Annotated in this window: 13 protein-coding genes; 10 read left to right on the top strand and 3 right to left on the bottom strand. The window is 70.0% G+C overall.

Going from position 1 to position 15,099, the window contains the following annotated elements; all coding sequences use genetic code 11:
- Positions 1–145: 145 nt before the first annotated feature.
- Positions 146–736 carry a malonic semialdehyde reductase gene (locus tag FNV62_RS32545; protein ID WP_097286111.1) on the top strand — a complete coding sequence of 197 codons (591 nt, stop codon included), beginning with the start codon at positions 146–148 and terminating at the stop codon, positions 734–736.
- Between the two features lie 147 nt (positions 737–883).
- Here FNV62_RS32545 and FNV62_RS32540 read toward each other — a convergent pair whose 3' ends face one another.
- Complete coding sequence (locus FNV62_RS32540; protein ID WP_060901390.1) at positions 884–1,402, bottom strand: DUF4245 domain-containing protein; 519 nt, start codon at positions 1,400–1,402, stop codon at positions 884–886.
- Positions 1,403–1,527: 125 nt separating this feature from the next.
- On the opposite strand from FNV62_RS32540, the gene glpX reads away from it, so the two are divergent.
- Positions 1,528–2,559 (top strand): class II fructose-bisphosphatase, encoded by a 1,032-nt coding sequence (gene glpX, locus FNV62_RS32535; protein ID WP_054235023.1) that lies wholly within the window; start codon positions 1,528–1,530, stop codon positions 2,557–2,559.
- Between the two features lie 214 nt (positions 2,560–2,773).
- Here the strand turns inward: glpX and FNV62_RS32530 are convergent, their stop codons facing one another.
- Both FNV62_RS32530 and FNV62_RS32525 read right to left on the bottom strand, forming a co-directional pair.
- On the bottom strand, positions 2,774–3,145 hold the full coding sequence (locus FNV62_RS32530) for a WhiB family transcriptional regulator (protein ID WP_075028724.1): 372 nt from the start codon (positions 3,143–3,145) through the stop codon (positions 2,774–2,776).
- Between the two features lie 199 nt (positions 3,146–3,344).
- Entirely contained in the window at positions 3,345–4,037 is a 693-nt protein-coding gene (locus FNV62_RS32525; RefSeq protein ID WP_097286109.1) for a DUF1707 domain-containing protein, read from the bottom strand.
- Positions 4,038–4,215: 178 nt separating this feature from the next.
- Here FNV62_RS32525 and FNV62_RS32520 point away from each other — a divergent pair, with 178 nt between their 5' ends.
- The 8 genes from FNV62_RS32520 to FNV62_RS32480 all read left to right on the top strand — a co-directional run bounded on the left by FNV62_RS32520 (position 4,216) and on the right by FNV62_RS32480 (position 15,033).
- Positions 4,216–5,886 (top strand): fumarate hydratase, encoded by a 1,671-nt coding sequence (locus FNV62_RS32520; protein WP_054235020.1) that lies wholly within the window; start codon positions 4,216–4,218, stop codon positions 5,884–5,886.
- Positions 5,887–6,214: 328 nt separating this feature from the next.
- Positions 6,215–6,730: an SH3 domain-containing protein gene (locus FNV62_RS55930; protein WP_225900453.1), complete on the top strand. Its 516-nt coding sequence runs from the start codon at positions 6,215–6,217 to the stop codon at positions 6,728–6,730.
- Between the two features lie 238 nt (positions 6,731–6,968).
- On the top strand, positions 6,969–7,892 hold the full coding sequence (locus tag FNV62_RS32505; protein WP_143602804.1) for a helix-turn-helix domain-containing protein: 924 nt from the start codon (positions 6,969–6,971) through the stop codon (positions 7,890–7,892).
- Between the two features lie 109 nt (positions 7,893–8,001).
- Positions 8,002–9,402: a class II fumarate hydratase gene (locus FNV62_RS32500; RefSeq protein WP_143602803.1), complete on the top strand. Its 1,401-nt coding sequence runs from the start codon at positions 8,002–8,004 to the stop codon at positions 9,400–9,402.
- 126 nt (positions 9,403–9,528) lie between these two features.
- The gene (locus FNV62_RS32495) at positions 9,529–10,221 is read left to right on the top strand and encodes a DUF402 domain-containing protein (RefSeq protein ID WP_179436447.1); all 693 of its coding nucleotides are present in this window, start codon (positions 9,529–9,531) and stop codon (positions 10,219–10,221) included.
- 319 nt (positions 10,222–10,540) lie between these two features.
- Entirely contained in the window at positions 10,541–12,706 is a 2,166-nt protein-coding gene (locus FNV62_RS32490; protein ID WP_143627963.1) for an ATP-binding SpoIIE family protein phosphatase, read from the top strand.
- Between the two features lie 133 nt (positions 12,707–12,839).
- Positions 12,840–14,303 (top strand): catalase, encoded by a 1,464-nt coding sequence (locus FNV62_RS32485; protein ID WP_054235014.1) that lies wholly within the window; start codon positions 12,840–12,842, stop codon positions 14,301–14,303.
- A 127-nt stretch (positions 14,304–14,430) separates the two neighbouring features.
- Positions 14,431–15,033 carry a hypothetical protein gene (locus tag FNV62_RS32480; protein WP_143627961.1) on the top strand — a complete coding sequence of 201 codons (603 nt, stop codon included), beginning with the start codon at positions 14,431–14,433 and terminating at the stop codon, positions 15,031–15,033.
- The last annotated feature ends 66 nt before the right edge of the window (positions 15,034–15,099 follow it).

The raw sequence follows: 15,099 nt of genomic DNA, 5'->3' as shown, positions 1-15,099 counted from the left end.
CCCGGAAGCGACCTCGCTCCCCCTCACTCCCTGTGAAGCGGATCACCTCACCCCGTTTTTGGTTGAACCTTAAACCTCCTCCCCGTACTGTCGACATCGCCAACCGATCCCCCCGGATCCACCGCACATACCGAGAAGGTTTCCGATGTCTCTCGTTCTTGACCCCGCCGCCCAGGACCTGCTGTTCCGCGAGGCCCGTACCGCCAACACGTTCACCGACGAGCCGGTGACCGACGAGCAGGTGCAGGCGATCTACGACCTGGTCAAGTACGGCCCGACCGCCTTCAACCAGTCGCCGCTGCGCATCACGCTGATCCGCTCCACCGAGGCCCGCGAGCGCCTGGTGCAGCACATGGCCGAGGGCAACCAGCCCAAGACCGCCACCGCCCCGCTGGTCGCGATCCTCTCCGCGGACAACGAGTTCCACGAGGAGCTCCCCGCCCTGTTCCCGCACTTCCCGCAGGCCAAGGACGTCTTCTTCGCCGAGCGCCCGGCCCGTGAGGGTGCCGCCGCGCTGAACGCCGCGCTGCAGGCCGCGTACTTCATCATCGGCGTCCGCGCCGCCGGCCTCGCCGCCGGCCCGATGACCGGTCTCGACTTCGCGGGCGTCCAGAAGGAGTTCCTGGACGACGACCACACCCCGCTGATGGTCGTCAACATCGGCAAGCCGGGCGAGGACGCCTGGTTCCCGCGCTCCCCGCGCCTGGAGTTCGACCAGGTCATCACGACCGTCTGAGCCCCCGCGTACGCCCCGGCGCGTACGCCCGTGAGACGAGAAGGGCCCCCGGCAATGGCGGCGGGGGCCCTTCTCATGCGCGTACACGGCCGTATGACGCGGACGCATCACGACGTCACAGCATCACGACGTCGTGACGTCACTACGTCATGACGTCTTCAGCGCCTCCGCCATCTTCGTCAGCTGCCCGAACGACGCCGTCCCGGTCACCACGGTGGTCGCCCCCTTGGCCTTGAGCACGAGTGCGTCGTACTTGTCGCCCTCGTACCGCTGCCACGTCGCGTCACCGATCCGCTGGGTGGCCTTCGTCTCCTTGGCGCCCTGGCTGGCCGAGTCGATGAAGACGGCCGCGGGCTGAGTCGACTGCTCGATCGCCACGTACTGACCGTCGGGGTCGTGGAAGCCCAGGTGCCAGGCATCGAACTCGCTGCCGTCGTACCGCACCGAGGTCGCCTTCCACGCCGTCGGCAGACCCACGGGTGCCGCCACGGGATACGACGCCGCGCGGCGCGCCGTGAGCAGCTCGACGCGGTAGTCGACGCGCTTGAGAGGAGGCGCGGAGTCGTCGTGCGGGATGAAGATGTAGATCACGCCCGCCATGAGCCCGATCAGACCCAGGGAGAGGAGCATGTCCCGGACGCTCTGCTTGCCTTTCGTACCTGCCACACCCCTATCGTCGCAGGTGCCCTGGCCTGCTCATCCGTGGGGCCCCCTGCTCATTTTGTCAGCCTGACGATAGAGTCGGGGCACACCCTCATCCGGCCGTCGTCGTATCAGAAAGGTGCGCTCCGATGACCGAGCATCATCTGCCGTCCGAACTCGAGGTCCCTTCCGAGGCCCCCGACCGAAATCTCGCCCTGGAACTCGTCCGGGTCACCGAGGCCGCCGCGATGGCCGCGGGCCGCTGGGTAGGCCGCGGCGACAAGATCGGCGCCGACGGCGCCGCCGTCCGGGCCATGCGGACCCTCGTCTCCACCGTCTCGATGAACGGCGTCGTCGTCATCGGTGAAGGCGAGAAGGACGAGGCCCCGATGCTCTTCAACGGGGAGCGCGTGGGCGACGGGACCGGCCCCGAGTGCGACATCGCCGTCGACCCGATCGACGGCACCACACTGACCGCCAAGGGCATGAGCAACGCGATCGCGGTGCTGGCCGCCGCCGACCGCGGCACCATGTTCGACCCGTCCGCGGTCTTCTACATGGACAAGCTGGTCACCGGGCCGGAGGCCGCCGACTTCGTCGACATCAACGCGCCCGTATCGGTGAACATCCGCCGGGTCGCCAAGGCCAAGAAGTCCTCGCCCGAGGACGTCACCGTGGTGATCCTCGACCGGCCGCGCCACGAGGGGATCATCAAGGAGATCCGCGAGACCGGCGCCCGGATCAAGCTGATCTCCGACGGCGACGTCGCGGGCTCGATCCTCGCGCTGCGCGAGGGCACGGGCATCGACCTGCTCCTCGGCGTCGGCGGTACGCCCGAGGGCATCATCTCCGCCTGCGCCGTGAAGTGCCTGGGCGGCACCATCCAGGGCAAGCTGTGGCCCAAGGACGACGAGGAGCGACAGCGCGCGGTGGACGCCGGGCACGACCTCGACCGTGTGCTGCTCACCGACGACCTGGTCTCCGGCGAGAACGTGTTCTTCGTCGCCACCGGGATCACGGACGGGGAGCTACTGCGCGGGGTGCGGTACCGGGCGGAGACGGCGACCACCGAGTCGATCGTGATGCGGTCCAAGTCGGGTACGGTGCGCCAGATTCGGTCGGAGCACCGGCTGAGCAAGTTGCGGGCGTACAGCGCGATCGACTTCGACCGCGCCAAGTAGCTCCGCGGGGGCGCTCCGCCGGGAGTGCCGGGGAACTGCGGGCAGGTTGTGGGTCACTGCGGGTGCGTCGTGGCCCGTCGCGCAGTTCCCCGCCCCCTTATGGGGCGCTCGCCTTACGGGGCGCGTGAAGAAGTACGTACGGCCAACGCAAAGAAGTACGTACGGCAAAGGGGCCGGCCCTGTGCGGAGGGCGGCCCCTTTGGCGTACGTGCGGTCAGCCGGCTGCGGCTATCGTGCCGCGGGCGGCCTTCTTGAGTTCCAGGTCGCGCCGGCGGCGCCGGGCGAGCACCACGCGGCGCTCGGCGGCGGTGAGGCCGCCCCACACTCCGTACGGCTCGGGTTGCAGCAGCGCGTGTTCGCGGCACTCGACCATCACGGGACAGCGGGCGCAGACGCGCTTCGCCGCCTCCTCGCGGGACAACCGGGCGGCCGTGGGCTCCTTGGAGGGCGCGAAGAACAGGCCGGCCTCGTCCCTGCGGCACACCGCCTCCGTGTGCCATGGGGCTTCCTGATCCCTGTCCCGCACTGGCGCCCGCTGGGCCGGAACGGCAGCTACCTGCAGGGACTGATGCGGCGGTTGCAGCACGGTCTACTCCTGACGACGGCTTCGCGGGCGTGCCGGGCACCGCGGGAAGTCCCACAGCGCCCTCCAAGAGGCGATGCAGCAAGCCCTACCCGCTGTGCGCGCGCCTATGCACTGAGTTCCCGAGAGCGGAGCCGGTCGTTCAAAACGGGGCGCGGGTGAGTGGACCAATGCGCCCCGCGCGCCGTCGCGTTCACAGGCGTCAACGGTCGAGGTGCTTGCGCAAAGTCCTGTCCACGCGGTCCATCGTGCGGTCGAGGATGTCGGCGACGAGCTTGCCGCGCTTGGGCCGCGCCTCGATGTTCCCCAGCACCGCGAAGCCCTCGACGTAGACCACGGGGGCGTCGGGGTCGCCCGCGTCCGTGGTGTGCGTCTCGAAGTTGCCGAGGACTCCGCCGCCGCTGCCGCGCAGCGAGACGTTCTCCGGGACCTTGATCTCGACGTTGCCGAAGACCGAAATCGCCTTGATCACGACCTGTTGGTACTCGAAGATCGCCTCGCTGAGGTCGATGTCGACCGAGCCGAAGACGGCGTACGCGTGGATGCGGCGCCCGGCGCGCCGGCGGCCCTTGCGCACGACGGCGCTGAACACCGCCACCACGTTCTCGTCGGCCTCCGCCGGGATGCCGCCCGGCTGGGGGCGGTTGGGCACGGACGTGTACGCGGGGGTCGCGCGGCCCGCGCGCGCGGCGGGCAGGTCCTGGACGAACCGGTCGAGCTCCCCCACCGTCTTCGTGGCCAGCACCCCCTCGATCCGCTCGGCGTGCTCGTCGGCGGTGAGGCGCCCCTCGGCGAGGGCATCGCGCAGAATGTCGGCGATCCGGTCACGGTCGGCGTCGGAGGCCCGGAGTTCGGCGTCGGAGGCCCGGGTTTCGGTGCGCTTCTGAAGGTCCACGACAGCAGCGTACCCAAACGCGATAGATCGCGACTACCCCTTCTCGCGACCTGTGGAAAACCCGCCCCTTCACGCCAACTGAGCCTTACCTCACAGACTCACCGTCCGCGCCAGGTTCTACGCTGGTGGACGCTGCCAATGGAGGCATGCCGCTGTCTGTCGAGTGAGGAATGGGCTAGTGCCTGAGTTCGCGTACACCGATCTGCTCCCCCAGGGAGAGGACACCACCCCGTACCGGCTGGTGACCTCCGAGGGTGTCTCCACCTTCAAGGCCGACGGGCGCACGTTCCTCAAGGTCGAGCCGGAGGCGCTGCGCAAGCTCGCCGCGGAGGCCATCCACGACATCCAGCACTATCTGCGGCCCGCGCACCTGGCGCAGTTGCGGCGCATCATCGACGACCCCGAGGCGTCCGGCAACGACAAGTTCGTCGCCCTGGACCTGCTCAAGAACGCGAACATCGCGGCCGCGGGCGTACTGCCGATGTGCCAGGACACCGGCACCGCGATCGTCATGGGCAAGCGCGGGCAGAACGTGCTCACCGAGGGCGGCGACGAGGAGGCCCTCTCGCATGGCATCTACGACGCGTACACCAAGCTGAACCTGCGCTACTCGCAGATGGCTCCGCTCACCATGTGGGAGGAGAAGAACACCGGGTCCAACCTTCCGGCGCAGATCGAGCTGTACGCGACCGACGGCGGCGCCTACAAGTTCCTGTTCATGGCCAAGGGCGGCGGTTCGGCGAACAAGAGCTTCCTGTACCAGGAGACGAAGGCCGTTCTGAACGAGGCCTCCATGATGAAGTTCCTGGAGGAGAAGATCCGTTCGCTGGGCACGGCCGCCTGCCCGCCGTACCACCTGGCGATCGTGGTCGGCGGCACGAGCGCCGAGTACGCCCTGAAGACCGCGAAGTACGCCTCCGCGCACTACCTGGACGAGATTCCGGCCGAGGGCTCGGAGCTCGGTCACGGCTTCCGGGACAAGGACCTGGAGCAGAAGGTCTTCGAGCTGACCCAGAAGATCGGCATCGGCGCGCAGTTCGGTGGCAAGTACTTCTGTCACGACGTGCGCGTGGTGCGTCTGCCGCGGCACGGCGCGTCCTGCCCCGTCGCGATCGCGGTGTCCTGCTCCGCCGACCGTCAGGCCGTCGCGAAGATCACCGCCGAGGGCGTGTTCCTGGAGCAGCTGGAGACGGACCCCGCGCGCTTCCTTCCGGAGACCACGGACGAGCACCTGGACTCCGCCGGGGACGACGTCGTCCGGATCGATCTGAACCAGCCGATGGACGACATCCTCGCCGAGCTGACGAAGTACCCGGTCAAGACCCGGCTCTCGCTGTCCGGCCCGCTCGTCGTGGCGCGCGACATCGCGCACGCCAAGATCAAGGAGCGGCTGGACGCGGGCGAGGAGATGCCGCAGTACCTGAAGGACCACCCGGTGTACTACGCCGGTCCGGCCAAGACCCCCGAGGGTTACGCGTCGGGTTCGTTCGGCCCCACCACCGCCGGCCGCATGGACTCCTATGTGGAGCAGTTCCAGGCCGCGGGCGGTTCCAAGGTGATGCTCGCGAAGGGCAACCGTTCCGCGCAGGTCACAGCCGCCTGTGACGCGCACGGCGGCTTCTACCTCGGCTCCATCGGCGGCCCCGCCGCGCGGCTCGCCCAGGACTGCATCAAGAAGGTCGAGGTCGTCGAGTACGAGGAGCTCGGCATGGAAGCGGTCTGGAAGATCGAGGTCGAGGACTTCCCGGCGTTCATCGTCGTCGACGACAAGGGCAACGACTTCTTCCAGGACCCGGCGCCGCAGCCGACGTTCACTTCGATCCCGGTGCGGGGTCCCGGGCTCGCGTAGTGCCTTTCGGGGCGGCAGGGGAGGGAATCCGCCCCCGCCGCCCTCACCCGCCCCCTCCCCAGGGACTCCGCCCCTTCGATGCCGCCCGGGCTGCCGCCCCGGCACCCAGGTTCGCGCGTCGATTCCGGTGCGCGGCGCTGGGCTCGCGCGGCGTCCCGGGACAGCAGAGGCAGTTGTTCGCCAGCTGGACGCGTCCCGCCACGCCCCGATGCTGTCCCACTTCGTCCCAGGAACGAGTGGGACAGCATTTTTGTGAGCTTTGCCGGAAACCCTCCGTGATGACCGGATCACAGCCTGTGGTCCGCAGGTCATCTCGGAGGGAAATCCCATGATTGGTCGCACTTTGCGCAACGGCCTGGTGGCCGCGATCGCGGCTGTCGCCGTCTTCCCGGTGACAGCCGTCGCCTCCGCCGCCCCGGCCGCCCCGCACGTTCCCGGCCGGGGCGCCGCGTCCTCGCCGGTCGCGTCGTCGGACTGGTACCCGGCGTCCCCGCAGTCCTCGATCCCCGGCCTCCAGCGTGCCCCGCACACCCTGCCACTGGCCCCGCGGCACCACCACAAGCACTACGCGATCACTCCCGTGCGCCACCACGCCCGCCACCACCTCACCCGGCACGTCCTGGGCCGGGTGACGACCCACCACATGCGTCTGCACGTCCGGTCCGGTCCGGGCACCGGCTACCGGATCGTCGGCTCGCGGCGGGCCGGCCGCGTGGTGACTCTCGTCTGCAAGAAGAGCGGTTCCTCCGTCATGGGCAACTCGCGCTGGTACAAGCTCGCCCACGGCCGGGGCTACGTCTCCGCCCACTACGTCCGCAACAGCCGCGCCGTCCGCTGGTGCTGACGACCACCTCGCCGCTCGCCTCCTGAGGTCCGGCGCCGGCCGGCGGGGCGCGGTCCGCCCCGCCGGCCCGTAGGACAAGTCGATCAGCCGACGACCCCACTCCCCTGACGAAACAGCAGGTCAACTCCCCTTCATATTCGGTTCGCATTCGGGCGATCGGGGTGTGCCCGGGCACCGAGGGAGGGAACACATCAGGGCGGTCACCCCGGCAGGCCGAGGGAGCGAGAGGAAGAGCCACGTGAGGGTCAAGAGACAGCCGCTGCCCGACTCGTTGGACGAGACAGAACACAGCAAGGCAGTACGTACAGGAACAGAACAGATCAACATGGATCACCTCACCACCGAACGCATCAATATCGAACGCATCGGTACGGAGGACGTCGGCACGGAGGACATCGACGAGGAGCAGCTGCTGATGGAGCGGCTCCGGTGCCTCAAGCAGCGGACGGGACTGAGTCTGGCCGCGCTGGCCTCCGTCACCCCGTTCAGCAAGTCGACCTGGCACCGCTACCTGAGCGGTGATCAGTTTCCGCCGCGCTCGGCGGTCGAGTCGCTCGGCCGTCTGGCGGACACCGACCCGGGTCCCCTTCTCTCCCTGTGGGACGCCGCGTCCCGGGCCCAGTCCAGGGCGGCCACCCCGCCCCTGGGGGCCCCGGTCCCACAGGCCGCGGTTCCGGACGCGCCGGTTCGGGGCCGGCGCGTCCGGGGGTCCAACCGGGCCGTCATCGCCCTCGCGACGATGGCGGCCACGGTGGTGGTCACCGCGGGCGCGGCCGACGTCCTCGACCCCGACCTGCCCGTGGCCCCCGCCAGCGCCTCCTGCCGGGGCCACGGCTGCCAGGGGCAGTTCCCGGCCTCCGAGGCCTGCGGCCGTGACGCGCGTACGGAGAGCACCGTCACGCGCGCCGGGCAGGTCGTGCTGCTGCGTTTCTCCCCCTCGTGCGCGACGGTCTGGTCGGAGGTCCGCACCACGACCGGCGGGGCGCGGGAGATCTCGATCAGATCGGACCAGGACGAGCTGTCCGCCGCCTACCCGGGTGACCCCTCGGACGGCTACAGCAGCCCGATGCTGGCCGCGTCGAGCCCGCGCGGGGCGGAGGCCTGCGCCAAGGTCGGCGGGATGTCGGCGTGCACCGGCCCGCTCGGCGGCTCACGGAGCTGACTCCTCGGGAGGGCGGCTCACGGCGCCGACTCCCCGGGAGAAACGGGAGCCGCCTCGCCGGGAACACGGGGCACGTCCGCGATGCTGTCCCCACTGGAGGTGATCGTCGATGGCCGACGAACAGGCAGCCCCGTACCGGATCGAGCACGACTCCATGGGTGAGGTCAGAGTGCCCGCGGACGCGAAGTGGCGGGCCCAGACCCAGCGGGCCGTGGAGAACTTCCCCATCTCGGGTCAGCGTCTGGAGCGCGCGCACATCGAGGCGCTGGCGCTGATCAAGGGCGCGGCGGCCAGGGTCAACGCGAAGCTGGGGGTGGTCGACAAGGACGTGGCCGAGGCCATCCAGGAAGCGGCGGGCGAGGTCGCCGCGGGTCGCTGGGACGCGCACTTCCCGGTGGACGTCTTCCAGACGGGTTCCGGTACGTCCTCCAACATGAACACCAACGAGGTCATCGCCACGCTCGCGACCGAGCGGCTCGGCAGGGACGTGCACCCCAATGACCATGTGAACGCCTCGCAGTCGTCGAACGACGTCTTCCCGTCCTCGATCCACATCGCGGCCACCGCCGCCGTGACCAGGGATCTCGTCCCGGCTCTGGAACACCTCGCCGCCGCCCTGGAGCGGAAGGCCGAGGAGTTCGCGGACGTCGTGAAGTCGGGGCGTACGCATCTCATGGACGCCACGCCGGTGACGCTCGGACAGGAGTTCGGGGGGTACGCGGCGCAGGTGCGGTACGGCGTCGAGCGCCTCCGAGCCTCGCTGCCCCGGCTCGCCGAACTGCCGCTCGGTGGGACCGCCGTGGGCACCGGGATCAACACGCCGCCCGGGTTCTCCGCGGCCGTCATCGCGGAGGTGGCGCGGGCCACCGGGCTGCCGCTCACCGAGGCCCGTGACCACTTCGAGGCGCAGGGCGCGCGGGACGGGATCGTCGAGACGAGTGGGCAGCTGCGGACCATCGCGGTCGGGCTGACGAAGATCGCCAACGATCTGCGGTGGATGGCGTCCGGTCCGCGCACCGGGCTGGCCGAGATCAGCCTGCCCGACCTCCAGCCCGGCTCCTCGATCATGCCCGGCAAGGTGAATCCGGTCATTCCCGAGGCGGTGCTGATGGTCGCGGCCCAGGTGATGGGCAACGACGCGACGGTCGCCGTCGCCGGGGCCGCCGGCAACTTCGAGCTGAACGTCATGCTTCCGGTCATCGCCAAGAACGTCCTGGAGTCGATCCGTCTCCTCGCCAACGTCTCGCGCCTGCTCGCCGACCGCACCGTCGACGGGATCGTCGCCCACCGCGAACGGGCCCGCGAATACGCCGAGTCCTCGCCGTCGGTCGTGACACCGCTCAACAAGTACATCGGCTACGAGGAGGCCGCCAAGGTGGCCAAGAAGGCACTGGCGGAACGCCGGACGATCCGCCAGGTCGTCCTGGAATCCGGGTACGTCGAGCGCGGTGACCTCACCCTGGAACAGCTGGACGAGGCGCTCGATGTCCTGAGGATGACGCATCCGTAAACGGCGTTCACTCCCCGGATGACCTTGGAAGCCATTGGATGACGCCTCCGTTACGTCATTCGCTCCATGGCGCGAACCGTGACGCGCACCGCAGCGTCGTATGCCTGTGGCACCTAATATCTGGTCATGGCAGAGGGTGGAGCGGTGAGGCGAGTGGCGGCGGGCGGGTCGACGGTGTACTGGGCCCCCGGGAGTCACATTCTGTGGCGGTACCGGGAGAACGCCGGTGAGCACTTCCACATCTGCCGCCCCGTGACCGTCGTACGGGACGACGAGGAACTGCTCGCGGTGTGGATGGCGCCCGGCACCGAGTGCGTGAAGCCCGTGCTCGCCGACGGTACCCCGGTGCACGGAGAACCGCTGGAGTCCCGCTACACCAAGGCGCGAACGGTGCAGCGGGGCCGCTGGTTCGGCAACGGAGTACTGAAGCTGGCGCGGCCCGGCGAGCCCTGGTCGGTGTGGCTGTTCTGGGAACCGGGCTGGCGGTTCAAGAACTGGTACGTGAACCTGGAGGCGCCGCTCGCCCGTTGGGAGGGCGGGGTCGACTCCGAGGATCACTTCCTGGACATCTCCGTGCACCCGGACCGCAGTTGGCACTGGCTCGACGAAGACGAGTTCGCACAGGCGCAACGGGCCGGATTGATGGATACTCAACTGGCCGCACAGGTAAGAGAGGCAGGGCACTGCGCGGTGGAGGTGATCCGTGCCTGGGGCGCGCCGTTCTCGGACGGCTGGCAGCACTGGCGCCCGGATCCCGCCTGGCCGGTTCCTTCCCTGCCGGATGACTGGGACCGTACGCCCGCGCACGTGTCCTCATGAGACCCTTGATGCGCCCCCGTGGTACAACCGTAGGATCGTCCTCCGCAAGGGCGCACAGCAGCAACTCCCGCAGCATGCGCTGAGCTTGACCAGACGTCACCGAGGGGCGGCAGGACGTGAGCGAGGGGTACGAGGGCCACGGCGGTACGGTCGGCGGACGGCCCGTCGGGCCGCACAGGGCGTTCGGCCCGACAACGGCGTTCACGTCGGCGACGGGCAGGCCCCGTCCTGACGACGCGCAGATTCCGTTCCCGGGACACACATTCCGGGTATCGGGGCTGCGGGACGAACTGCACGCACGGCGCGCAGCCCCGGACGGATGGATTCGACACGCGTGACGGAGCACCCCACCTCGCACGAGCGCCGCCAGAGCGGCGCCGGCCGGCCCTCCACCCCCGCGGACCCCCGCGGGGCGCTCCTGCGTACCCCGGAGCCGCAGCGCGCGCCCGGCGCATTACCCGCACAACCCGCCCGCACGGGCGACGCCCCCACCGGTTCCGCGCCGAGCACGCCCTACGGCCGGCACGGATCGTCCGCCACCCAGGCGTCGGCGAGCACCGACACGCCGTCGCCCTCGGGCACCGGCGCGTCCACGCCGTCGCCCGCCTCCCCCGGCCCCGAGCACTCCCAGCCCTCGGCCAGCGAGCCCGACGCGCACCGCCCGCGCCCGGCCCCCGAGGGCATCCCGGCCCAGCCGGGCACGGAAGGCGACCGGCCGTCCGGGAACTCCACGGGCACGGACCGGCGTACCGGGCAGGGGCTGCCGCACGCGGGCCCGATGCCGATGCGGCGTGACGGGGACCGGCTGCGCTTCGTGGGCGCGGCGACCCGGCGGATCGCCCGCGGCATCGACCTGGACGAGATCGTCATGGGTCTGTGCCGGGCCACCGTGCCGACCTTCTCGGACGCGATCCTCGTCTATCTGCGCGACCCGCTGCCGGTCGGCGACGAGCGGCCCACCGGGCCCCTCGTGCTGCGACTGCGGCGCACCGACCGGATCCCCGAGGAGCGGGACACCGAGAACGGCTTCATGCCCGCACTGCGGCCCGAGCCGAACGAACTTTCGGCGATGACGGCCGAGCTGTGCGAGGTGCGCCCCGGCGGCGCCCTCGCCGAGGTGCTGCGCGGCGTGCGCCCGGTCTTCGCAGACGCGCCCGCCGCCCGGGCCGCGCTGCCCGAGCTGCTCGGCGACGAGCTGATCGTGCCCACCGGCCAGCGCGCGATCCTCGCCCCGCTGCGCGGGCGGCGCCGGGTGATCGGCGCGGCGCTCTTCGTGCGCCGCCCCGAGCGCATGGCGTTCGAGACCGACGATCTGCTGGTCGCGGCCCAGCTCGCCACGCACAGCGCGCTCGGCATCGACAAGGCGGTGCTCTACGGCCGCGAGGCGTACATCGCCGACGAGCTGCAGCGCACCATGCTGCCCGAGACGCTGCCGCGCCCCACCGGAGTGCGGCTGGCCTCGCGCTATCTGCCGGCCGCGGAGACCGCCCGGGTCGGCGGCGACTGGTACGACGCGATCCCGCTGCCGGGCAGCCGTGTCGCCCTCGTCGTCGGTGACGTCATGGGCCACTCGATGACTTCCGCCGCGATCATGGGCCAGCTGCGCACCACCGCGCAGACCCTCGCGGGGCTCGACCTGCCCCCGCAGGAGGTGCTGCACCACCTGGACGAGCAGGCGCAGCGCCTGGGCACCGACCGCATGGCGACCTGCCTGTACGCCGTCTACGACCCGGTCGCGCACCGGATCACCATCGCCAACGCGGGCCATCCGCCGCCGGTGCTGCTGCACCTGGGCGGCCGGGCCGAGGTCCTGCGGGTGCCGCCGGGCGCCCCCATCGGCGTAGGAGGAGTGGATTTCGAGGCGGTCGAGCTGGACGCGCCCGCCGGGGCGACGCTCCTGCTGTACACGGACGGCCTGGTCGAGTCGCGCCTCAGGGACGTGTGGACCGGCATAGAGCAGCTGCGCGAGAAGCTCGCCGCCACCGCGCAGCTCACCGGCCCGGACCATCCGCCGCCGCTGGAAGCGCTCTGCGACGAGGTGCTGGACATGCTCGGTCCGGGCGACCGGGACGACGACATCGCGCTGCTCGCCGCCCGCTTCGACGGGATCGCGCCGAGCGATGTGGCGTACTGGCACCTGGAGCCGGAGGACGCGGCTCCCGGGCGGGCCCGGCGCCTGGCCCGCCGCGCGCTGTCCCGCTGGGGCATGGAGGACATGAGCGACTCCGTGGAGTTGCTGGTCAGCGAGGTCGTCACCAACGCCGTGCGCTATGCGTCACGCCCGGTCACCCTCCGGCTGCTGCGCACGGACGTGCTGCGCTGCGAGGTGGGCGACGACGTGCCGCAGCTGCCCAGGCTGCGGCAGGCGCGCGCCACGGACGAGGGCGGGCGTGGCCTGTATCTGGTCAACAAACTGGCCAGACGGTGGGGCGCCACGCGTCTGAGCACCGGAAAGGTGGTCTGGTTCGAACTGAGCCGGGGCTGAATGGACCGGGGGCCGAGGGGTACGCGATCCGCCTCGCCCCACGGTGGCCCGGTTGCCGACCTCCTGTCGGCAGAGTTGACTGCTGAGGTGAGCGAAGCGATCTGAAGACTCTCTTCTTGACGGGAGGACGCTCGTGACGCAGGCACCCCAGAAGGCTCCGTACACCACGAACAACGCCGGCATTCCGGTGGAGAGCGACGAACACTCGCTGACCGTCGGTCCCGACGGCCCGATCCTGCTCCAGGACCACTACCTCATCGAGAAGATGGCCCAGTTCAACCGGGAGCGGGTCCCCGAGCGGGTGGTGCACGCCAAGGGCAGTGGCGCATACGGGTTCTTCGAAGTAACGAATGATGTCAGTCAGTTCACCAAGGCCGACCTTTTCCAGCCGGGCAAACGCACCGAGATGCTGGCCCGTTTCTCCACCGTGGCCGGCGAGCAGGGCTCGCCCGACACCTGGCGCGACCCGCGCGGCTTCGCGCTCAAGTTCTACACCGAGCAGGGCAATTACGACCTGGTGGGCAACAACACCCCGATCTTCTTCGTGCGCGACACGATCAAGTTCCAGGACTTCATCCGCTCGCAGAAGCGGCGCCCCGACAACGGGCTGCGGGACAACGACATGCAGTGGGACTTCTGGACGCTCTCGCCCGAGTCGGCGCACCAGGTGACCTATCTGATGGGCGACCGGGGCATCCCGAAGACCTACCGCAACATGAACGGCTACGGCTCCCACACCTACATGTGGATCAACGGCGCCGGTGAGCGGTTCTGGGTGAAGTACCACTTCAAGACCGACCAGGGCATCGACTTCCTCACCCAGGCGGAGGCCGACGAGCTGGCCGGTACGGACCCGGACCTGCACCGCATGGACCTCTACAAGGCGATCGAGTCCGGGAACGCGCCCAGCTGGAGCCTGAAGGTCCAGATCATGCCGTTCGAGGACGCGGCGGACTACCGCTTCAACCCCTTCGACCTGACCAAGATCTGGCCGCACGGGGACTATCCGCTGATCGACGTCGGCCGGATGACCCTCGACAGGAACCCCGAGGACTACTTCATCCACATCGAGCAGGCCGCCTTCGAGCCGTCCAACCTGGTGCCGGGCATCGGCCCCTCGCCGGACAAGATGCTGCTCGGCCGACTGTTCTCCTATCCGGACACACACCGTTACCGGATCGGCCCGAACTACGCCCAGCTGCCGCCGAACCGCCCGCACGCCCCGGCGAACTCGTACGCCAAGGACGGCCCGATGCGTTACGAGCCGTCGCTCGCGGCCCGCCCGTACGCGCCCAACTCCTACGGCGGCCCCGCGGCCGACTTCTCCCGCTTCGGCGACCCGGCGAGCTGGGAGGCCACGGGCGAGCTGGTGCGCGAGGCGTACAAGCTGCACCGCGAGGACGACGACTGGGGCCAGCCGGGCACGATGGTCCGCCAGGTCCTCGACGACGCGGCCCGCGACCGCCTGGTCTCGAACGTCACCGGCCACCTGAAGGCCGACGTCTCCCGCCCGGTCCTGGACCGCGCCCTGCAGTACTGGCGCAACATCGACAAGGAACTGGGCGACCGGATCGCCCACGACGTCAACGGAGGCTGAACACCGGGACGCCCGGCGCGTGGCGCGTGGCGCGTGGCGCCCGAGGTGGAATCGAACCGACTCCACCTCGGGCGCCACGCGCTTGTGGTGTCGTAGGGGAGGCAGCATCCAGACGTGAGGACGAACCGTGCAGCTTCAAGACGTACTGAACCGTCTCGACCGGTGGCTGGAAGCCAACGTGCCGGATGATTTCGGCACGTTGAACCCGCCCGCGACGGCGTCGGAGATCGAGGCGATCACCGAGAACAGGTTCTCGCTCGTCCCGGAGATCCGGACGTGGCTGGAGCATCACAACGGCGTGTCGACCCACTTCCGGCACAGCGGCCCCGGCGGCTTCATTCCGGGCGGCCACTATCCGGTCGACGCCGAGCGCATGATGCTCGGCCAGCGGGACATGGAGCAGGACGTGGCGTGGAGCCAGGAGGACGACAACGCGGACTTCGTCGTGGGCCGGACGGCTCATGTGAAATGGGTGCCCATCAGCAGTACCCACGTCGGGACACAGCTGATCGTGGACCATCGCGAGGGGCCGACGCACGGCGCCGTCCTGGAGATCGACCAGGATCTGGAACTGTGGGGGGTCGTGCGCTGGAAGAGCCTGTCCGAGATGTTCCAGGAGACACTCGAATCCCTGGAGACCGGACGGCCCGTCGTCACGGCGATCGGCAGGGAGATCCGTCCCGAGACGGTCCGCGAGTCGGACGGTACGAGCAACATCGTCTGGACGTGACGCCGGACGGCCCACCGTGGGGGACCGGCCGTACCGGCGGCCCCCCACGTCCGTCGCCCTAGAAGG

Source organism: Streptomyces sp. RLB3-17, assembly GCF_007113425.2.
Taxonomy (GTDB): Bacteria; Actinomycetota; Actinomycetes; order Streptomycetales; family Streptomycetaceae; genus Streptomyces; species Streptomyces mirabilis_D.
Note: the sequence above shows the minus strand (reverse complement) of the source record. Positions and strands in the feature narration are given on the sequence as shown.